This is a genomic window from Massilia polaris (genome assembly GCF_012927275.1).
GTDB lineage: Bacteria > Pseudomonadota > Gammaproteobacteria > Burkholderiales > Burkholderiaceae_D > Telluria_A > Telluria_A polaris.
Window position 1 is genome coordinate 180,563 of record NZ_JABBGG010000005.1, and the last position, 19,105, is coordinate 199,667.

The following is a 19,105-nucleotide window of genomic DNA, read 5'->3' on the forward strand; positions in this document are numbered from 1 at the left end:
GGCGCCGAAGGGCGGCCAGCGGTTTTTTTACGAACAAAGGAAATAAGATGAGCAACGACCAGAAACCGCACGGCCTGACCACCGAAGAACTGTTCAAGCGCAACCAGGACTGGGCCGCGTCGCGTGTCGCCGAAGACCCGGGCTACTTCAAGAACCTGGCCTCGCAGCAGACCCCGGAATACCTGTGGATCGGCTGCTCCGACAGCCGCGTGCCCGCCAACGAGCTGCTCGGCATGGCGCCGGGCGAACTGTTCGTACACCGCAATATCGCCAACGTGGTCGTGCATTCCGACCTGAACTGCCTGACCGTGCTGCAGTTCGCGATCGACGTGCTGAAGGTCAAGCACATTATCGTTTGCGGCCACTACGGCTGTTCGGGCGTGCACGCCGCGATGGTCAACCGCCGCGTGGGCCTGGCCGACAACTGGCTACGCCATGTGCAGGACGTCAACCAGAAGCATGAACGTTACCTCGGCGACGTCTTGCCGAGCAAGGAAAGGGCGGAGCGCCTGGTCGAGCTGAACGTTGTCGAGCAGGTGGTCAACGTCGCCCAAACCACGATCGTGCAGGACGCGTGGGAACGCGGCCAGCCGCTGACCGTGCACGGCTGGGTGTACGGCCTGCAGGACGGCTTGCTGCGCGACCTCGGCATGAACGTCAGCGGCGCCGAAGAGCTTGCGCCGCAGCTGAAGGCGCGCATGGAAATGTACGAAGCATCGATGCAATGAGCAACGACCTGCACGCCATTCGCGACGCGGTTCGTACCTTCGTGGACGAGCGCGACTGGGACCAGTTCCACACGCCGAAGAACCTGGCGTGTGCGCTGTCGGTGGAAGTGGCGGAGCTGCTGGAACACTTCCAGTGGCTGCAGGCCGGCCAGCGCGAGGAGCTCGGCGAAGCGAAGCTGGAACAGGTGCGCCACGAGATGGCCGATGTGATGGTCTACCTGGTGCGCATTGCGGACAAGCTCGACGTCGATCTCGGCGCAGCGGTGATCGAAAAGATGGCGCTGAACCGCGCCAAGTATCCCGCCGATATGGTGCGTGGCGACGCGCGCAAATATCACGAATACAAAGATCGAGGTATCAACCCATAAGAGGAAGGGTGGTTAGTCGGGCGAAATTATTGTGAATACCTTAGGCGCCTTAAACATCGAAGGCATTGACACGATGACGACGACTGACCGAGTCCCCAATTCGGTGACTAACTCATGCGCGCGTCGCCAATGTAGCGTATCTGTCCTTTGGCGCAAGCTCCTAGCATTCCAGTATGTCCATTTCGGCTATCAATTACGGGAGCCCTCAAAATAGTGGGACGTTATCCATAGCGCATAAGCGCTATGGATAACGTGGCCATTAACGTGATCCGTCCCGTCCTCTAAGCATTGGCATCATCTTTTCGGATGGCTAGACTGCAGTTTTGATGCTATTCTTGGCTGAATTATCGCGCACTATTTATGGAAGTTTTCGCGATCCACGAAAGGGGAAGTAATGCTGTCATTCTCTACCGAATTTCCTGTGCCACCCTCAGTGTCACGTCAAGAATTCTGCGATCTGGTAAAAACGTGGATTTCAGGTTCGCGCTACACTCGATTTAAATTTCAGGCCATTTCTGATCTCGGGGCTGGCGAAAGCTGGGAGGCAATTGAAGATAGTGAAATAATTGAATCCCTGGCCGAGGTCACTGCGGACACCGAATCAGTTGCGATAACTTATAGAAAGCAAGACGCGGATTTCGAGTGGATATCGACGGTTGTTCTTGCGATTTTGCCGTCGTCATCATGGATCAGCGTAAGAGTTGAGTGTGAGCCACTCCATCCCAGAGCTAGAGTACCGAACGCTCGAAAACCGGTTTTGGTTAAGCTACTATTGGAAAAATTCGGTGGAGGAGTCGATGGTGCCTTTAAAGTAGGTGCTGCACCAATAGTTCTTACCCAATCCGAGCTAGACCTCGCAACCAAGTGCATCGAAGGCGACACGGGTTCGTACTTGCCGATTGTGTATGTAAGTGCTGCTTTTAACGGGGTTCACCTCGTTGATCCCCATGACCTGGCGAGGGATTTAGCCGGAATGGCCCACGTCGTAGTGGAGCCAGATCGAGCGTTTTCCTTGAACTTGATGGAAGAGGTTCAGCGGAAGAATCCGTACGGAGGAACGATTGCGCTTTATTGGCCAGAGGGAGGCGGGCGCCGTTCGTTCTTTGCGCGACCGGGAACCGAAACGCCTGACCATTTACTCGAAGCGATTTTTGACGAGATTCGTCTTTCGATGATAAACCGCAGGCCGTTGACCCGGTGTACGTTAGCAGCCGTAAAAGAATTAAAATCAAGGCGGCTTATCAATGCTTTGAAGGACGTTGGATCCGCAGAGGTTGATAAATATATTGAGGCGTTCGAGGCCGACCTTCAATCAAAAATTGCGTCTCTCCAGGCAGCAGAATCGGAGATTGATCGACTGAAAGCGGAAATCCGCCGATACGAAGCGCAGGAAACGGCAGCGGTCGGTCTGGCGTTGAATACCGGAGCAGAGCGCGATTTTTACGATGGAGAACTGCATGGTATCGTTCATGACGCAATCTCGGCGGAAATTTCGCGCGTCCCAGCAGATAGCCGCCGACTCCACGTTCTTCAAGCGCTTCAAGCCGCAAACGCAATCGCAGAAGGAAGGACTAACTATCGCGAAAAGATAAAAGAGCTCCTGCGTGGGTATCAGAGTATGGATAACCGTACAAAGAGGGAGCTTGAAATGATCGGATTTACGATTACCGAGCAGGGAAAGCACAATAAACTTGTATATCGGGACGATGACCGATATACGTTTACGCTGGCTAAATCGGGAAGCGACCATCGGGGCGGACTGAACGCGGCTGGGGATATAAGCCGACTTCTGTTTTCGTAGGTTTGTTACGGTTGTACGCCATCCCGATGCCAACTATGGAGGAGGGGAGCGCGAATGCCCGTCGGTGATTCCTTGTGCGTTAGCGCGAATATATGTCACCGATCGTTCGCCGTGCGACCGATTTTTTTGGACCCTAGAGGTACGGGCCGCGCAGAGGTCAGGGGTGCAAAAAGCTAAGAACAATAATGAATAAAAATATGCAATCGGGCTCACCAATCGCAGCCGTGCAGGCCCAGCTGGACGCTTTCAATGCCCGCGACATTGATGCCCTGATGGCCGCCTACGCGCCTGATGCGGAGCAGTACCAACTGCACGGCGACCTGCTGGCGCGCGGCCACGAACAGATGCGTCCGCGCTTCCTGCTACGGTTCCAGGAGGCGGACCTGCACGCCCGGCTGATCTCGCGCACGGTGATGGACAATGTCGTCGTCGATTTCGAAATCATCACGCGTAACTTCCCTGAGGGACTCGGAACAATTGAGATGCTGTGTGTTTACGAGGTCAGCGGCGGACGTATCCAGAAGGCGTCGTTTGCTTCTGGCCGCACCACGTTAGCGCGTGCTCAAGGAGCTTCGATTTAACTTGGGAAGTGTCGCGGAAGCGGGATAGCGAACAGAACGACGAATTAAAAGAGTGATACGGTCGGGCTTGGTTCTAACGACACAAAGCCAAACCCATGTTCGAATTCATCGTCGATTTTCTCATTAGCAGTGGCTACCTCGTAGTATTCCTCTTGATGGGGCTGGAAAACATCTTCCCGCCAGTCCCTTCTGAAATGATCATGCCGTTTGCCGGCTTCATCGTCGCCCGTGGCGACCTTGGGCTGGTAGGTGTGCTGCTGGCCGGAACGGCAGGCTCGGTCATCGGAACCTTGCCGTGGTTCTATGCCGGCAAGGCATTCGGCCACGAGCGCCTGCGCCGTCTGTCCGCGCGCTGGGGACAGTGGCTGACCGTGACGCCCGACGAAATGGACAAGTCGCTGGCGACCTTCGAAAAGCACGGCACCAATGCAGTATTGTTTGGACGCCTGTTGCCAGCCATCCGCACCTCGATCTCAATCCCGGCAGGCATGCGGAAATGCGCGCGCTGCTGTTCCTCGCATGGTCGACGATTGGCTCGCTCGCGTGGTGCGGCGTGCTGACCGGCGCCGGATTCGTCCTGGAAGCGAACTACGAGGCGGTCGCGAAGTATGTCGATCCGTTTTCCAAGGGCATCCTCGGAATCCTGGTTGCGTACCTGTATCGCCTCGTGACATTCCGGGCCGAACCCGCAAGCCGGCCCGATTGAACCTTACACGCCGCCCATGCAGATGTACTTGATGACGAGGTAATCGTCCATCCCGTACACCGATCCCTCGCGCCCGAGACCGGATTGCTTGACGCCGCCGAACGGCGCGACTTCGTTCGAAATCAAGCCGGTATTCACGCCAACCATCCCGCTCTCGAGCGCCTCGGCCACGCGCCACACGCGCCCGATATCGCGTGAATAGAAATACGCGGCCAGGCCGAATTCCGTATCGTTGGCCATCGCAATGACTTCGTCCTCGGTCGTAAAGCGGAACAGCGGCGCCAGTGGGCCGAAGGTCTCTTCTCCCGCCACCTGCATCGACGTGGTGACATCCGCCAGCACGGTCGGCTGGAAGAAGCTGTGCCCCAGTTCGTGGCGTTTGCCGCCGGCCATCAGGCGCGCGCCTTTCGACAGCGCGTCGGCGATGTGCTGCTCAACCTTGACCACTGCCTTTTCCTCGATCAGCGGGCCTTGCGTCACGCCAGCTTCCACGCCGTTGCCGACCTTCAGCTTGCCGACTGCGGCGACCAGCTTCTCGGCGAATTTCTCGTAGATTCCGTCCTGCACGTACAGGCGGTTCGCGCATACGCAGGTCTGCCCGGCATTGCGGTACTTCGACGCGATCGCGCCTTCCACAGCGGCATCGACATCGGCGTCGTCGAACACGATGAACGGCGCGTTGCCGCCCAGCTCCAGCGACAGTTTCTTGATGGTCGACGCGCATTGCTGCATCAGGATGCGGCCGACCTGGGTCGAACCGGTGAAGCTGACCTTGCGCACGATCGGGTTGCTGGTCATCTCCAGGCCGATGGCCTTGGAGTCGCCCGTCAGCACGCTGAATACGCCTTTCGGCAGGCCGGCGCGTTCGCCCAGCACGGCCAGCGCCAGCGCCGAGAACGGCGTCAGCTCGGCCGGCTTGACGACGATCGGGCAGCCCGCAGCCAGCGCAGGGCCCACCTTGCGGGTGATCATCGCCGCAGGGAAGTTCCATGGCGTAATCGCCGCGCACACGCCGATTGGCTCCTTGGTGACAACGATGCGGCGGTCCGGCCATGGCGACTGCAGCGTATCGCCGGCAACGCGCTTGCCTTCCTCCGCGAACCATTCGATGAAGGAGGCCGCATAGGTGATTTCGCCCTTGGCTTCGGCCAGCGGCTTGCCCTGTTCCGCGGTCATGATCAGGGCGAGGTCGTCCGCGTTTGCCAGCATCAGGTCGTTCCAGGCGCGCAGGATCGTGCTGCGTTCCTTGGCGGTCTTCTTGCGCCACGCCGGCCATGATGCGTTGGCAGCCTCAATGGCGCGCCGGGTTTCGGCCTGGCCCATGTGCGGCACGGTGCCGAGGCGCTCACCCGTCGCCGGGTTGATCACGTCGATGGTGCTGGCGTCGTCCGCGTCGCACCATTCGCCGTCGATGAAACTTTGCTGGCGCAGCAGGGAAGGGTCTTTCAGGTTCAGCATGGCATTTCCTCAATCATGTTCGACAGTTCAGATATCACATACTAGCCCGTTTTTACGCTGCAGGTTGGCGGCAGCCCCCGGACATTGTTGGCGTTGAGAAAGTAATCAAAGCGATAACTTGAGTGTTGGCATTGTTCTCCGCTTCCCGGTAAGCTCTACCTTCATACCCGTCACACTTTGACGTGGATCAAGAGCTACTCGCGTTCAGTCGAGATAGGATTTAAGATGGGCTGAACGCGACACTAACGGAAAGGTGAGAGATGCGCCGCCCCATCGTTATCGTTCCAGCCTGCATGCGCGACATCGGGGAGCATCCCTACCATGCCGTCCAGTACAAGTACATCGACGCAGTTGTCCAGGGAGCTGGCTGCGCACCGCTGATCGTGCCGGCGCTTGGCGACGCCTTCGATCTCGACACCGTGCTTGCCAGTGCCGACGGCATCATGCTGACCGGTTCTGCGTCCAACGTGCACGCCAGCTATTACGCGCAGGACGTGCGCGACCCAGCCTTGCCGCTCGACCCGGCGCGCGACGCCACCACCTTGCCGCTGATCCGCGCCGCCATCAAACGCGGCGTGCCGATCTTCGCGATCTGCCGCGGCTTCCAGGAAATGAACGTGGCGCTTGGCGGCAGCCTGCACCAGGCGGTGCAGGAAGTGGCTGGCATGATGGACCACCGCGAAAATCCCGACGACTCGCTCGACAACCAGTACGGGCCGAAACACCCGATCGAATTGGTCCCGGGCGGGCTGCTGTCGCGCATCCTCGGCGGCGTCGACGAAATCGTCGTCAACTCGCTGCACGGCCAGGGTATCGACCGCCTCGGCGTCGGCATCGTCATTGAGGCCACCGCCCACGACGGGCTGGTCGAAGCGTTCTCGGTGCCGTCGGCGCCGTTTGCATTGGCGCTTCAATGGCACCCGGAGTGGCGCCTCCTCGAGAACCCCGATTCGGTGAAACTGTTCGGCGCTTTCGGGCAAGCGTGCCAGGCGTACCAGGAACGACGTTTGGGACTGAAATGATGAACCCCTGCCAGGAATGGGCCGCCTGCCGCGTGCCCTAGCGCCGCTCTCATCCACGCCGATCCACGCGCGCGCGGCCGATGCCGGCCCGCCGCCCCGAGCATGACACTAGAGAGAGCATGATGGCAATTCGCGAAAACTTTACTTATACCGATATGGATTTGTGGCTCAATGAAAAGCGAGTCACCGAAATCGAATGCCTGGTTCCCGACCTGACCGGCGTCGCCCGCGGCAAGATCCTGCCGCGCGCGAAATTCACGCAAGACCGCGGCATGCGCATCCCGGAAGCGGTGCTGGGCATGACCGTGACGGGCAACTACCCGGTCAATGACGGCCCGTACGACCGCGCCATTTCCGCCACCGACCGCGACATGATCCTGAAGGCCGACCCGACCACCATCACGATGGTGCCGTGGGCCGCCGATCCGACCGGGCAGGTGATCCACGACTGCTATTTCGCCGACGGCAAACTGGTCGACTTCGCGCCGCGCACGGTGCTGCGCCGCGTGCTGAAGCTGTACGAAGAGAAGGGCTGGAGGCCGGTGGTCGCGCCGGAACTGGAGTTCTACCTCACCGCCAAGAACATCGACCCGGACCTGCCTTTGAAGCCGCCGATCGGCCGCAGCGGCCGCGCCGAGACCAGCCGCCAGGTGTATTCGATCGACGCGGTCAACGAGTTCGACCCGCTGTTCGAGGACATCTACGACTACTGCGAAATGATGAACCTCGACGTCGACACGCTGATCCACGAGATCGGCGCCGGCCAGATGGAGATCAACTTCCTGCACGGCGACCCGCTCGGCCTGGCCGACAAGGTGTTCTACTTCAAGCGCACCTTGCGCGAAGCGGCGCTGAAACACGACATGTACGCCACCTTCATGGCCAAGCCGATGGCGGGCGAGCCGGGTTCGGCGATGCACGTGCACCAGAGCGTGGTCGACGCCAAGACCGGCTGGAACATCTTCAGCAACGAGGACGGTTCTTCGTCGCCGCTGTTCAAGCACTACATCGGCGGCCTGCAGCGCTACATGCCGTCGGCGATGGCGATCGTCGCGCCCTACGTTAATTCGTACCGCCGCATCGTGCGCCACACGGCGGCGCCGATCAACATCCAGTGGGGCCTCGATAACCGCACGGTGGGCTTCCGCGTGCCGGAATCCGGGGTGCAGGACCGCCGCGTCGAGAACCGCATCATCGGCGCCGACGCCAACCCGTACCTTGCGCTGGCCGTCACGCTGGCGTGCGGCTACCTCGGCATGACCGAGCAGCTGGAACCGACCCCGATGATGGGCGGCAGCGCCTACGACATGCCGTTCGAGCTGCCGCAAGGCCTGCCGGAAGCGCTGGCGCAGTTGCGCGCCGAGGACAAGCTGCGCACCGTGCTTGGCGAGCGCTTTATCGACGTGTACGCTGCCATCAAGGACCTGGAACACCAGGAATTCATGACTGTCATCAGTCCGTGGGAACGCGAGCATTTGCTGCTTCACGTCTGACCCTGAACGCACAACGGGAGGCCATCATGGCAGCAATCTCAGAAACCAAAACCGGGGTCCAGCAGGACTTCGACACCAGCGCCGTGCGCGAACTCGATTCGGCGCACTTCATCCATCCGTTCACCGACCATGCCGCGCTGGCCGTCAAGGGCGCGCGCGTGATGGTGCGCGGCGAAGGCATCTACCTGTGGGACTCGGACGACAACAAGATCCTCGACGGCATGTCGGGCCTGTGGTGCGTGAATGTGGGCTACGGCCGAACCAGTATTTCGCAGGCGGTCTATCGCCAGATGGAGACGCTGCCGTTTTATAACAGCTTCTTCAACACCACCAACGTACCGGCGGTGCAGCTGGCCACGCTGCTGGCCAGCATCGCGCCGCCGCAGTTCAAGCACGTGTTCTTCACCAGTTCGGGCTCGGAGGCCAACGACACCAATGTGCGCATGGTGCGGCGCTACTGGGACCTGATGGGGTACAAGGACCGCCACACCATCATCGGCCGCTACAACGGCTATCACGGCAGCACGGTGGCTGGTGCGGCGCTGGGCGGAATGGCGGGCATGCACGCGCAGGGCGGCATGATTCCGGGTGTGGCCCACATCGGCCAGCCAAATTACGCGGAGTCGGGCCGCGGCATGACGGAAGCCGAATTCGGCATCGTCGCCGCCGGCTGGCTGGAGGAGAAGATCCTCGATCTCGGGCCCGAAAAGGTCGCGGCCTTCATCGGCGAGCCGGTGCAGGGCGCGGGTGGCGTGATTATCCCGCCGGCGACCTACTGGCCGGAGATCCAGCGCATCTGCGACAAGTACGACATCCTGCTGATCGCCGACGAAGTGATCACCGGCTTCGGCCGCCTGGGCACCATGTTCGGCTCGGAGCTCATGCAGATCAAGCCTGACCTGATCACGTTCGCCAAAGGCGTCACCTCCGGCTACGTGCCGCTGGGCGGGGTACTGGTGGGCAGCCGCATGGCCAGCGTGCTGATCGAAAAGGGCGGCGACTTCAACCACGGTTTCACGTATTCAGGCCATCCGGTGGCCTGCGCGGCGGCGCTGGAGAACCTGCGCATTATCCAGGACGAGCAACTGGTAACCGCGGTGGCGGTCGACACCGGCCCTTACCTGCGCCAGAAGTTCGCGACGCTGGCTGACCATCCGCTGGTCAGCCATCCTGACGCCTGCGGTTTCGTCGCCGGTCTGAACCTGGTGCGTAAAAAGGCGGAGGTGGTGCACGACTGCGAGCCGTTCGACTCGGCCGATGGCGTCGGCATGATCTGCCGTGGCCACATGTTCAGCAACGGGATCATCATGCGCGCCGTCGGCGACCGCATGATCATCGCGCCGCCGCTGGTCATGACGCAAGCGCAGATCGACGAGATGGTCGGGCGCATCCGTGACGCCCTGGATGCCACGCTGGCCGACCTGCGCCAGCGCGGCCTGTTCCGCTAATCAGATTTCGCGGCGGTCCTGCAGCGCCTGCGGCAGGACCGATCCGGCGAACATGCCGATGAAGGCGGCGATCAGGCCGGCCAGCTGGCCAGGGAAGTGCTGGCCGAAGCTCGAAATCTGCGGGAAGAAGATGATCCACGTCGCCATCCCCGCCGCAACCGACATGATCGCGCCCTGCGTCGTCGCGCGCTTCCAGTACAGGCCCACCACCAGCGGCACGAATGCGGCCACCAGCGTGACCTGGTAAGCAGTCGATACCAGTTCGTAGATCGAGGTCCCCTGCATGGCAATCGCGTAGGACAGTACCAGCGCGGCAAACACCACGATTGTGACGCGCATGGCGAACAGTTGCTGGCGGTCGGTCATTCCCGGGCGCAGGTGCTTGAGGATGTTCTCGACGAAGCTGGTGGACGGCGCCAGCAAGGTCGCCGACGATGTGCTCTTGATCGCCGACAGCAGCGCGCCGAAGAAGATGATCTGCATAATCAGCGGCATCTTGGTCATCACGAAGGTCGGCAGCAGGCGCTGGTAGTCGTTCTTTGCCATCGCGAGACCGGCGTCGCCCATCACCAGCACGGCGCTGGTGACGATGAACATCGGGACGAAGGCGAACAAGATGTAGCTGGCGCCGCCGATGATCGCGCCGGTGCGCGCGGTCGGCGCGTCCTTGGCCGACATCACGCGCTGGAACACGTCCTGCTGCGGGATACTGCCGAACATCATCGTGACACCTGCCCCGATGAAGAAAATAATATCGTTAAAGGTCGGCGGCGGCAGGAAGCGCCACAACTGGCCCTGGTCGGCCATCGCGAACACCTGGTCGGCGCCGCCCGCCAGTTCGGCCGAGAAGAACGCGATGATCGACAGGCCGATCACCAGCACGATCATCTGGACGAAGTCGGTCAGCGCGACCGCGAGGAAGCCGCCCACCACCACATAGATCAGCACCGCGAGCGTGCCGACGATCATGCCGGCAGCCTCCGACATCGCGCCGTTGGTCAACACCGTGAACACCAGTCCGAGCGCGGTGATCTGCGCCGCCACCCAGCCCAGGTAGCTCATGATGATGGCGACCGAGCAGAACACCTCGATGCCTTTGCCGTAGCGCTGGCGGTAGTAGTCGCCGATGGTCAGCAGGTTAAGCTTGTACAGCTTGGCGGCGAAGAACATGCCGACCAAAATCAGGCACATGCCGGCGCCGAACGGATCTTCCACCACGGCGTTCAGGCCGCCCTGCACGAAGCGCGAGGGAATGCCCATAACCGTCTCGGTGCCGAACCAGGTGGCGAAGGTGGTGGTCACAACCATGATCAGCGGCAGGCTGCGGCCCGCGACGGCGAAATCGGTGGTGTTCTTGATGCGGGTGCCCGCCCATACCCCCAATGCAAGCGTACCCAACAGATAGAGCACGACAGAGGTAATCAAGGTGTAGTTCATGTAGGTGAGCTCCGCGCTGCGAGATTTGCTGACTGGAAAATTGGGCGATTATAGCTGTAGAAAGCGGGCTTATCGACGGCGGAAATGCAAAAAAACCGGCTCGCGCACCGAATTTCCGTTGTCAGTTAAGCTATAGGCGGGTTTCGAGCGTAATCAGATTCAGGAGCGATACATGGCACAGTGGCACGAGCGCGCCAGCGCATTGAAAATCGACGGCCGCGCCTTCATCGGCGGGCACCGGGTGTGGGCAAATTCGGGGCAGCAGTTCGAAAACGTATCCCCGGTCGACGGGCGCAAGCTCGGCATGATGGCGCGCTGCGACGGCGCCGACGTCGATGCCGCGGTCGCCGCCGCGCGCGCCGCTTTCGAGGACAGGCGCTGGGCGCGCAAGGCGCCGGCCGCGCGCAAGCGCGTGCTGATCAGGTTCGCCGAACTGATGCTCAAGCACTCCGACGAGCTGGCGCTGCTGGAAACGCTCGACATGGGCAAGCCGATCAAGTACAGCCAGAACGTCGATGTGGCGCTGGCGGCGAACTGCATCCGCTGGTACGGCGAGGCGATCGACAAGATCTACGACCAGATCGCGCCAACCGGAGAGGACTCGCTGGCGCTGGTCACGCGCGAGCCGGTCGGCGTGGTGGGCGCCATCGTGCCATGGAATTACCCGATGCTGATGGCCGCGTGGAAGATCGGGCCTGCGCTGGCGGCCGGGAACAGCCTGGTGCTCAAGCCCTCCGAAAAATCACCGCTGACCGCGCTCCGCATGGCCGAAATCGCCATCGAGGCCGGCCTGCCGCCCGGTGTGTTCAATGTGGTGCCCGGCTTCGGGCACGAAGCCGGGGCGGCGCTGGCTTCGCACATGGACGTCGACTGCATCGGCTTTACCGGCTCGACCCGCACCGGCCGGGCGATCCTGCGCATGGCTGCCGAATCGAACATGAAGCGCGCGTGGACTGAGCTGGGCGGCAAATCGGCCAACATCGTTTGCGCCGACTGCCCCGACCTCGACGCGGCAGTCAGCGCCGCTATCGGCTCGATCTACTTCAACCAGGGCGAGAGCTGTAATGCGCCGTCGCGCCTGTTCGTCGAAGCGTCGATCAAGGACGCCTTCATCGAGAAGGCGCTGGCGATGATCCCGCGTTATGCGCCGGGCGATCCGCTCGATGAGGACACGATCATGGGCGCGATCGTCGACGACGCGCAGATGAAGACCGTTATGGGCTACATCGAGGCGGGCAAGGCCGGCGGCGCCAAGCTGCTCGCCGGCGGTGAAGCGGTGCGGCTGGATAGCGGCGGCTACTACGTCGCGCCAACGCTGTTCGACCAGGTCGACAACAGCATGCGCATCGCGCAGGAAGAGATTTTCGGGCCGGTGCTGTCGGTGCTCACCTTCACCGACGTGAACGAGGCCGTGCGGCAGGCTAACGCCACGCCGTACGGGCTGGCGGCAGCCGTGTGGACCTCGGATATCAGCAAGGCGATCAAGGTATCGCGCGCATTACGGGCCGGGACCGTGCACGTGAACCAGTACGACAACGACGACATCACGGTGCCGTTCGGCGGCGTCAAGCAGTCGGGCAACGGGCGCGACAAGTCGCTGCACGCGTTCGACAAATACACCGAGTTGAAGACGACGTGGATCCAGATCGCCTGATGCAAGCCAAACGTCAGTCCCGCGAAAGCCTCGGCGGCCCCACGGGAATGACGGTGGAGTCAGGGGTAGTGCTCGATTACTGTGTAGCCGCTGGGGGACGATTCCATTAGAGCGTAGCCATCGACGGCCCACGTCAAAGCCGGCCCGCCTTCAGGCGCCAATGCATTGGCCGCGCGCCGGGCCAGCGTCACATGAGGTTTGAACGCCCGCTCTTCGACCTGCATGTCCAGCCGCGTCAGGGCGTCGCCCAGGTCCGCGTGCAGCTGCACCAGCTGCGCGGGAGCGGTACTCGGCTCCATCACGGCGACCCCGTGCCTCCACAGTTTCTGCTCGCCGAACTCAAGTTCAAAAGGGGCAAACGGCACGGCAAGCGCTTCGCGCAGTTCCGAAATGCGCGACTGGCTCACGCTGCCGAGGAAGTGCAGCGTCATGTGCAGGCGCTCGTTCCTGACCGGCGTCGCCCCGCGCGGCCAGTCCCACACATCGCGCCATGCGCGCAGCACATGGCGCACCTGCGGGTCCGGCCAGAGTGCGATAAACAGCCTTGACTGGGCATCGCCGTCCATCACGCCACCTGTTAGAAGCAGTGCTCCGCAGCCGGGAAGCTGCCGTCCTTGACCGCCCCCACGTAGGCCGCGACTGCGGCTTCAATGGAGGTCTGGCCGTCCATGAAGTTCTTCACGAACTTGGCCTTCCGACCAGGGAACACGCCGAGCATGTCGTGCATGACCAGTACCTGGCCCGAGCAGTCAGGGCCCGCGCCAATGCCGATCGTCGGAATCGCCAGCATGTCGGTAATGTCCTTGCCAACGCCCGCCGGAATGGCTTCGAGCAGCACCATGGCGGCTCCCGCTTCGGCGGCCAGCAGCGTATCGGCCTTCAGGCGTTCGGCGCTTTCGATGGTCTTGCCCTGCACCTTGTAGCCGCCCATCTGGTGCACCGACTGCGGCGTCAGGCCGAGGTGGGCGCAGACCGGAATGGCGCGGTCGGTCAGGAAGCGAATGGTGTCGGCCAGCCAGGCGCCGCCTTCCAGCTTGACCATGTGCGCGCCGGCCTGGATCAGCTGCACGGCATTGTTGAACGCCGCTTCAGGCGTGCCGTAAGAACCGAACGGCATGTCGGCCATGACCATCGCGCTCTTGTTCCCGCGCGCGACCGACGCGGTGTGATAGACCATGTCGGCCATCGTGACCGGCAGCGTGGACTGATGCCCCGCGCAGACCATTCCCAGCGAGTCGCCGATGAGAAGGATGTCGACGCCAACGCGGTCCATCAGGGATGCGAAGCTGGCGTCGTAGCAGGTCAGCATCGAGATCTTCGTGCCGGCCGCGCGCATCGCGTTCAGGGACGGAATCGTGACTGCCTTGTTGACCACTGGTGGCTTGGAAGGTGCGGGGGCGTTATCGCCGCCAGCCATGTCCTTGCCCTGCAGGTAACCGCTCATATTATTCCTTTGATATCGAATTGGACGCCAACGGCGATAGTGTAATGCCAACCGCCGGAACGTGCGCGGTCAGGTGCGGAAGATGAAGTAGACGGCGCCGGCCATGCACAGGCCGGCCCGCATGGCTAGGAGACTCTCGCGATCTGCTGGCCGGCTACGGCGCCTATGAACTGCTGCGCAGGGCCGCGGCCAGGGACCACCACGCCGGGCGCTATTTCCAGCAGCGGAACCAGCACGAACGCGCGTTCCAGCATGCGGGCATGCGGAACCTGCAGAGTGGGTGTGTCGATTATTTGGTCACCGTACAGGAGCACATCGAGGTCCAGCGTGCGCGGGGCGTTGCGGTAGGGCCGCTCGCGGCCGTGCGCCAGCTCGATGCCGTGCAGCGCCGTCAGTAGCTCTTGCGCGCCGAGCGCGGTGTCGATGCTGGCAACCGCATTGATGTAATCGTCGCCGGACGAGTCGATCGGCGCGGTGCGGTATCTGGACGAGCTGGCGAGCAGCCGCGTGGAGGGCAGGGCGCCGAGACGCGCCAGCGCGTCGTCGACGTTGGCCAGCGCATCGCCCAGGTTGGCGCCGATCCCGATGTAGGCGATCATTCCTCGCTCGTGGTGCTTTCGCTCGTTGCTGCGCCAGCCTTGTTGCGCGGTGCGCGGCGTGGCGCGCGCTTGCGCTTGGCGCCGGACGGCGCGGCGTTGGCGGTGACGACCAGCTGTTCGCGTTCGTTAGGGTCGCCTTCGTAGAAATCGGTCCACCATTCGCCCAGTTCCATTTCGATCTCGCCCGACGCGCAGCGCAGCAGCAGGAAGTCGTAGCCGGCGCGGAAGCGCGGGTGCTCCAGCAGCTTGTACGGCGTCTTGCCGTTGCGGCGCTCGAAGCGCGGCTGCATCGACCAGATGTCGCGCATGTCGGAGGCGATGCGGCGCTGCAGCGCCAGCTGTTCGGTCTGCGAATCGAGCACGTCGTCGGCGGCCAGGTGCAGCGCAGGAATCGGCGATTCGCCGGCGGCGCTGTAGGCGGTCCACTTCTCGACCACCTGGTGCCACAGCAGCGACGCAAACAGGAAGCCTGGCGACACGCCCTTGCCGGCCTTGACGCGGTTGTCGGTCGACTCCAGCGCCAGGGTGACGAACTTCATGCCGATCGGCTGTTCAAGCACGACGTCGAGCAGCGGCAGCAGGCCGTGGTGCAAGCCTTCCTTGCGCAGCTGCTGCAGGCAGGCCAGCGCGTGGCCGCTCATCAGCAGCTTGAGCATTTCGTCGAACACGCGCGCGGCAGGCACGTTGTCGATCAGCGGCGCCATGACCGGAATCGGTTCGCGCGTCGATGGTTCGATGGTGAACTGCAGCTTGGCCGCAAAGCGCACCACGCGCAGCATGCGCACCGGGTCTTCGCGGTAGCGCGCTTCCGGCTGGCCGATGATGCGCAGGGTCTTGTCGCGGATGTCGGCGATGCCGCCGTGGTAGTCCAGCACTTCCTGCGTCGCAGGGTTGTAGTACATCGCGTTGATGGTGAAGTCGCGGCGCATCGCGTCTTCATGCTGCGGTCCGAAGCTGTTGTCGCGCAGGACGCGGCCGTGTTCATCCTTCGGCGCGTTGCTCTCGCCGGCGCCGCGGAAGGTGGTCACCTCCAGCAGGTCCTGGCCGAACATCACGTGCACGATCTGGAAGCGGCGCCCGATGATGAAGGCGCGGCGGAACAGCTTCTTTACTTCTTCCGGCGTCGCGTTGGTGGCGATGTCGAAGTCCTTCGGTTTCACCCCGAGCAGCAGGTCGCGCACCGCGCCGCCCACCACAAAGGCCTTGAAGCCAGCTTCCTGCAAGGTTGACGTGACGCGGATCGCGTTCGACGACAGCAGTTTCGGGTCGATTCCGTGTTCGGACGCGCCGAGCACCACTGGCTCGGTCGGGTCGCGCTGGTCTTTAACGCCAAGGATCTTGCGGATGAATTTTTTAATCATTGAATAAGTGGAGTAAAGGCCAGCCAAGGTTCGTCGCGTGCGACGCCAGCACAGCGTTCGGGTTGGTCGCGACAGGGTGGGTGACAACGGACAGCAACGGGATATCGTTATGCGAATCGCTGTAGAAATGGCTGCGCTCGAATGCGCCGAGCGGCTTGCCGATGGTATCTAGCCATGCGTGGGTGTGCGTGACTTTGCCTGGGCCGGAGGTCGGCGTGCCAAGCAGCTTGCCGGTCAGGTTGCCCTGCGCGTCTTCTTCCGGCACGGCGGCGATCAGGTGCTGCACGCCGAGTTCTTTCGCGATCGGCGCGGTGACGAAGCGGTTGGTGGCGGTGATGATCGCCACCAGGTCGCCTGCATCCTGGTGCTTCTGCAGCAGCTCGCGCACGCTGACGCGGATCGACGGCTTGATCACTTCATGCATGAACTGCGCGTGCATCGCGTCGAGACGGGTGCGCGGGAAGCGCGCCAGCGTGCCGAGCGCGAATTCGAGGTATTCGACCGGATCGAGCGTGCCGGCCTGGTACTGGGCGAAGAATTCGTCGTTGCGGCGCTTGAATTCGACCGGATCGACGGCGTTGGTGCGGACCAAAAACTGGCCCCATTCGTAGTCCGAGTCGATCGGCAGCAGGGTGTGGTCGAGGTCGAACAGGGCCAGGTTGTTCATTCTTTCGGTTCCGACTGGAGCAGCAAGTCGCGCAGCAGCGGCAGGGTGACCGGGCGCTGGGTCTCAAGCGAATATTGGTCGAGTGCGTCGAGCATCGTCGATAGCGAGCGCATGTCGCGCTTAAAGTGTGATAGCAAGTAGGGTAACACGCTGGCCGACAGCGTCAAACCGCGCGATTCGGCCGCATGGGTCAGCGCGGCGATCTTTTCGTCGTCCGACAGGCCGTGGATCTGGTAAATCAGGCCCCAGCCCATGCGCGTGCGCAGGTCTTCGCGCACCGGCAGCACGGCCGGCGGCACCGGGCCGGTGGAGACCATGTAGGCGCCGTGCTCGCGGATCTGGTTGAACAGCGCGAAGGCGTCGATCTGGACCTGGCTCGACAGCAGGTTGCAGTCGTCCAGCAGGTACAGGCTGATGTCAGGGCTGTAAACGAAGGCGCTGTCGGGCGCATCAAAGGCGATGTAGCGCGAATTGGCGGTGGCGGCCAGCGCTTGCAGCAGGTGGGTCTTGCCGGCGGCGGCCTCGCCCCACAGGTAGGCGAAATGCTCGCGCGACGTGCGTTCGGCGAACTGATGCATCAGATGCGCCAGCTCGGCGTTCTGACCCACCTCGAACGAGTCGAGGCTCTGCGCCTGGTCTGCGCCTAGATCGAGCACCAGTTGTTTCATGGCGACCGTTTCATCAGAATTGCTCCGAGAAACCCTGTCCTTCAGGGCAGGGAGTGAAAGGAGCCGGACGCGTAGCGCCCGCAGCCGTCCAGGCGAAAAAATGTTTTGAACTTGGTTGTTGGGGCATGGTCAAACTCCATAAGTGCTTCAGTATGCGATTACGCGCTGGGGCATGAGTCTCCTGCACCGTTTTTTTCCGATCCGCAGTCGCCTTGGGCGAGGTCGAGAGATATCCTGCGGATTGAATAAGAAGCTGGGCTACTTTCAGTCCGGCTTCCGTCTGGGGCATCAGACGCCAGCAGTGGGAATCCCCTTCCGTTTACGAAGGGGAGGATGTCAACCTGAATTCCCTGCTTTCCGCGTCATTTGCATCAGGCATTATAAAAGCTGTTGCGCGGGCAGTCGAAATTCTCGACTGCAAGAACGCGAATGAAAAAGGCATCGATGTGTTGTTATCTCGGTTAAACCGGCTGCGGGCGGGGCATTTTGATAAAATAGCGGATTGACCAGCCACCGGGTGCGAAAAACACATCGCATGGGCCTGGCTGATCCACCGCCTTCTATTTTACCGCCTCCGCTGCGAAAAACACCATGAGCCAACCTTCAAATGTTTCACTCTCCTACCGCGATGCGGGTGTCGATATCGATGCCGGCGACGCCCTGGTCGAAGCAATCAAGCCGTTTGCCAAGCGCACCATGCGCGAAGGCGTCATGGGCGGGCTGGGCGGCTTCGGCGCCATGTTCGAGATCAGCAAGAAGTACAAGGAGCCAGTCCTGGTCTCCGGTACCGACGGCGTCGGCACCAAGCTGCGCCTGGCATTCGAGCTGAACCGCCATGACACGGTCGGCATCGACCTGGTCGCGATGAGCGTCAACGACATCCTGGTGCAGGGCGCCGAGCCGCTGTTCTTCCTCGACTACTTCGCATGCGGCAAGCTGGACGTGGCGACCGCCACCGCCGTCATCAAGGGCATCGCCCAGGGCTGCGAGCAGGCAGGCTGCGCGCTGATCGGCGGCGAAACCGCTGAAATGCCGAGCATGTACCCGGCCGGCGAATACGACCTGGCTGGCTTCGCGGTCGGCGCCGTGGAGAAGTCGCAGATCATCGACGGCACCAAGATTACCCCGGGCGACGTGATCCTCGGCCTGGCGTCGTCGGGCGTGCACTCGAACGGTTATTCGCTGGTCCGCAAGATCATCGAAGTGGCCAAGCCGGACCTCGAAGGCGACTTCCACGGCCGCAAGCTGTCGGACGTGCTGATGGAGCCGACCCGCATCTACGTCAAGCCGCTGCTGGCGCTGATGGCCTCGATGGAAGTCAAGGGCATGGTGCACATCACCGGTGGCGGCCTGGTCGAAAACATCCCGCGCGTCTTGCAGCCTGGCCTGACCGCCGTGCTCGATTCGAAGTCGTGGACCATGCCTCCGCTGTTCACCTGGCTGCAGCAGCACGGCGGCGTCGCCGACGCTGAAATGCACCGCGTGTTCAACTGCGGCATCGGCATGATCGTCATCGTGTCGAAGGAAAATGCGGACGCCGCGTTTGCGCAGTTGCAGGCAGCCGGCGAGACCGTCTCGCGCATCGGTACGATCCGCGCACGCGAGGGTGATGAGCACCCGACCATCGTCGAATAATTTAGTCCGGCTTCACCTACAGATACCACGTCACG

19 protein-coding genes are annotated in these 19,105 nt (G+C 62.1%); 11 read left to right on the forward strand and 8 right to left on the reverse strand.

Annotated elements, in window-relative coordinates:
* Nucleotides 1-47 precede the first annotated feature (47 nt).
* From can to HHL21_RS21685, 6 genes are all read left to right on the forward strand, one after another.
* Entirely contained in the window at nucleotides 48-728 is a 681-nt protein-coding gene (can, locus tag HHL21_RS10515; protein WP_169465488.1) for a carbonate dehydratase, read from the forward strand.
* Nucleotides 725-1,096 carry a nucleotide pyrophosphohydrolase gene (locus HHL21_RS10520; protein ID WP_169465490.1) on the forward strand — a complete coding sequence of 124 codons (372 nt, stop codon included), beginning with the start codon at nucleotides 725-727 and terminating at the stop codon, nucleotides 1,094-1,096. The genes can and HHL21_RS10520 overlap by 4 nt, the downstream gene beginning before the upstream one ends.
* A gap of 394 nt (nucleotides 1,097-1,490) precedes the next feature.
* Nucleotides 1,491-2,897: a hypothetical protein gene (locus HHL21_RS10525; protein ID WP_169465492.1), complete on the forward strand. Its 1,407-nt coding sequence runs from the start codon at nucleotides 1,491-1,493 to the stop codon at nucleotides 2,895-2,897.
* Between the two features lie 185 nt (nucleotides 2,898-3,082).
* Nucleotides 3,083-3,478, forward strand: a complete 396-nt coding sequence (locus tag HHL21_RS10530; protein WP_229496295.1) for a nuclear transport factor 2 family protein — start codon at nucleotides 3,083-3,085, stop codon at nucleotides 3,476-3,478.
* A 95-nt stretch (nucleotides 3,479-3,573) separates the two neighbouring features.
* Complete coding sequence (locus HHL21_RS10535) at nucleotides 3,574-4,038, forward strand: DedA family protein (RefSeq protein WP_229496297.1); 465 nt, start codon at nucleotides 3,574-3,576, stop codon at nucleotides 4,036-4,038.
* Complete coding sequence (locus tag HHL21_RS21685; RefSeq protein WP_229496299.1) at nucleotides 4,032-4,184, forward strand: hypothetical protein; 153 nt, start codon at nucleotides 4,032-4,034, stop codon at nucleotides 4,182-4,184. The genes HHL21_RS10535 and HHL21_RS21685 overlap by 7 nt, the downstream gene beginning before the upstream one ends.
* Nucleotides 4,185-4,187: 3 nt before the next feature.
* Here the strand turns inward: HHL21_RS21685 and gabD are convergent, their stop codons facing one another.
* On the reverse strand, nucleotides 4,188-5,642 hold the full coding sequence (gabD, locus tag HHL21_RS10540; protein ID WP_169465494.1) for an NADP-dependent succinate-semialdehyde dehydrogenase: 1,455 nt from the start codon (nucleotides 5,640-5,642) through the stop codon (nucleotides 4,188-4,190).
* Between the two features lie 260 nt (nucleotides 5,643-5,902).
* On the opposite strand from gabD, the gene HHL21_RS10545 reads away from it, so the two are divergent.
* From HHL21_RS10545 to HHL21_RS10555, 3 genes are all read left to right on the forward strand, one after another.
* Nucleotides 5,903-6,664, forward strand: coding sequence for a gamma-glutamyl-gamma-aminobutyrate hydrolase family protein (locus HHL21_RS10545; RefSeq protein WP_169465496.1), 762 nt, complete (start codon nucleotides 5,903-5,905; stop codon nucleotides 6,662-6,664).
* 122 nt (nucleotides 6,665-6,786) lie between these two features.
* Nucleotides 6,787-8,157 (forward strand): glutamine synthetase family protein, encoded by a 1,371-nt coding sequence (locus HHL21_RS10550; protein WP_169465807.1) that lies wholly within the window; start codon nucleotides 6,787-6,789, stop codon nucleotides 8,155-8,157.
* 26 nt (nucleotides 8,158-8,183) lie between these two features.
* Nucleotides 8,184-9,605 (forward strand): aspartate aminotransferase family protein, encoded by a 1,422-nt coding sequence (locus HHL21_RS10555; protein WP_169465499.1) that lies wholly within the window; start codon nucleotides 8,184-8,186, stop codon nucleotides 9,603-9,605.
* Here HHL21_RS10555 and HHL21_RS10560 read toward each other — a convergent pair whose 3' ends face one another.
* Nucleotides 9,606-11,042: a high affinity choline transporter 1 gene (locus tag HHL21_RS10560; RefSeq protein ID WP_169465500.1), complete on the reverse strand. Its 1,437-nt coding sequence runs from the start codon at nucleotides 11,040-11,042 to the stop codon at nucleotides 9,606-9,608.
* 172 nt (nucleotides 11,043-11,214) lie between these two features.
* Between HHL21_RS10560 and HHL21_RS10565 the strand changes: the two genes are divergently transcribed.
* Complete coding sequence (locus HHL21_RS10565) at nucleotides 11,215-12,696, forward strand: aldehyde dehydrogenase (RefSeq protein WP_169465502.1); 1,482 nt, start codon at nucleotides 11,215-11,217, stop codon at nucleotides 12,694-12,696.
* Between the two features lie 59 nt (nucleotides 12,697-12,755).
* Here the strand turns inward: HHL21_RS10565 and thpR are convergent, their stop codons facing one another.
* The 6 genes from thpR to hda all read right to left on the reverse strand — a co-directional run bounded on the left by thpR (nucleotide 12,756) and on the right by hda (nucleotide 17,435).
* The gene (thpR, locus tag HHL21_RS10570; RefSeq protein ID WP_169465504.1) at nucleotides 12,756-13,262 is read right to left on the reverse strand and encodes an RNA 2',3'-cyclic phosphodiesterase; all 507 of its coding nucleotides are present in this window, start codon (nucleotides 13,260-13,262) and stop codon (nucleotides 12,756-12,758) included.
* Between the two features lie 11 nt (nucleotides 13,263-13,273).
* Nucleotides 13,274-14,140 carry a 3-methyl-2-oxobutanoate hydroxymethyltransferase gene (gene panB, locus HHL21_RS10575; RefSeq protein ID WP_169465506.1) on the reverse strand — a complete coding sequence of 289 codons (867 nt, stop codon included), beginning with the start codon at nucleotides 14,138-14,140 and terminating at the stop codon, nucleotides 13,274-13,276.
* A gap of 125 nt (nucleotides 14,141-14,265) precedes the next feature.
* On the reverse strand, nucleotides 14,266-14,739 hold the full coding sequence (folK, locus tag HHL21_RS10580) for a 2-amino-4-hydroxy-6-hydroxymethyldihydropteridine diphosphokinase (protein WP_169465508.1): 474 nt from the start codon (nucleotides 14,737-14,739) through the stop codon (nucleotides 14,266-14,268).
* A complete protein-coding gene (gene pcnB, locus HHL21_RS10585) occupies nucleotides 14,736-16,100 on the reverse strand; it encodes a polynucleotide adenylyltransferase PcnB (RefSeq protein ID WP_169465510.1) in 1,365 nt (454 codons plus the stop codon). The genes folK and pcnB overlap by 4 nt, the downstream gene beginning before the upstream one ends.
* Nucleotides 16,093-16,767, reverse strand: coding sequence for a histidinol-phosphatase (locus HHL21_RS10590; protein ID WP_169465512.1), 675 nt, complete (start codon nucleotides 16,765-16,767; stop codon nucleotides 16,093-16,095). The genes pcnB and HHL21_RS10590 overlap by 8 nt, the downstream gene beginning before the upstream one ends.
* Nucleotides 16,764-17,435, reverse strand: a complete 672-nt coding sequence (hda, locus tag HHL21_RS10595; RefSeq protein ID WP_169465514.1) for a DnaA regulatory inactivator Hda — start codon at nucleotides 17,433-17,435, stop codon at nucleotides 16,764-16,766. The genes HHL21_RS10590 and hda overlap by 4 nt, the downstream gene beginning before the upstream one ends.
* A 591-nt stretch (nucleotides 17,436-18,026) precedes the next feature.
* Here hda and purM point away from each other — a divergent pair.
* Nucleotides 18,027-19,070: a phosphoribosylformylglycinamidine cyclo-ligase gene (gene purM, locus HHL21_RS10600; RefSeq protein ID WP_169465516.1), complete on the forward strand. Its 1,044-nt coding sequence runs from the start codon at nucleotides 18,027-18,029 to the stop codon at nucleotides 19,068-19,070.
* Nucleotides 19,071-19,105: the final 35 nt, after the last annotated feature.

Coding starts and splice junctions, on each gene's coding strand:
- HHL21_RS10555 (WP_169465499.1), top strand. CDS start 8,184: ATGGCAGCAATCTCAGAAACCAAAACCGGGGTCCAGCAGGACTTCGAC.
- pcnB (WP_169465510.1), bottom strand. CDS start 16,100: ATGATTAAAAAATTCATCCGCAAGATCCTTGGCGTTAAAGACCAGCGC.
- hda (WP_169465514.1), bottom strand. CDS start 17,435: ATGAAACAACTGGTGCTCGATCTAGGCGCAGACCAGGCGCAGAGCCTC.
- HHL21_RS10545 (WP_169465496.1), top strand. CDS start 5,903: ATGCGCCGCCCCATCGTTATCGTTCCAGCCTGCATGCGCGACATCGGG.
- HHL21_RS10550 (WP_169465807.1), top strand. CDS start 6,787: ATGGCAATTCGCGAAAACTTTACTTATACCGATATGGATTTGTGGCTC.
- purM (WP_169465516.1), top strand. CDS start 18,027: ATGAGCCAACCTTCAAATGTTTCACTCTCCTACCGCGATGCGGGTGTC.
- HHL21_RS10590 (WP_169465512.1), bottom strand. CDS start 16,767: ATGAACAACCTGGCCCTGTTCGACCTCGACCACACCCTGCTGCCGATC.
- thpR (WP_169465504.1), bottom strand. CDS start 13,262: ATGGACGGCGATGCCCAGTCAAGGCTGTTTATCGCACTCTGGCCGGAC.
- folK (WP_169465508.1), bottom strand. CDS start 14,739: ATGATCGCCTACATCGGGATCGGCGCCAACCTGGGCGATGCGCTGGCC.
- panB (WP_169465506.1), bottom strand. CDS start 14,140: ATGAGCGGTTACCTGCAGGGCAAGGACATGGCTGGCGGCGATAACGCC.
- HHL21_RS10520 (WP_169465490.1), top strand. CDS start 725: ATGAGCAACGACCTGCACGCCATTCGCGACGCGGTTCGTACCTTCGTG.
- gabD (WP_169465494.1), bottom strand. CDS start 5,642: ATGCTGAACCTGAAAGACCCTTCCCTGCTGCGCCAGCAAAGTTTCATC.
- HHL21_RS10560 (WP_169465500.1), bottom strand. CDS start 11,042: ATGAACTACACCTTGATTACCTCTGTCGTGCTCTATCTGTTGGGTACG.
- HHL21_RS10530 (WP_229496295.1), top strand. CDS start 3,083: ATGAATAAAAATATGCAATCGGGCTCACCAATCGCAGCCGTGCAGGCC.
- HHL21_RS10525 (WP_169465492.1), top strand. CDS start 1,491: ATGCTGTCATTCTCTACCGAATTTCCTGTGCCACCCTCAGTGTCACGT.
- can (WP_169465488.1), top strand. CDS start 48: ATGAGCAACGACCAGAAACCGCACGGCCTGACCACCGAAGAACTGTTC.
- HHL21_RS10565 (WP_169465502.1), top strand. CDS start 11,215: ATGGCACAGTGGCACGAGCGCGCCAGCGCATTGAAAATCGACGGCCGC.
- HHL21_RS10535 (WP_229496297.1), top strand. CDS start 3,574: ATGTTCGAATTCATCGTCGATTTTCTCATTAGCAGTGGCTACCTCGTA.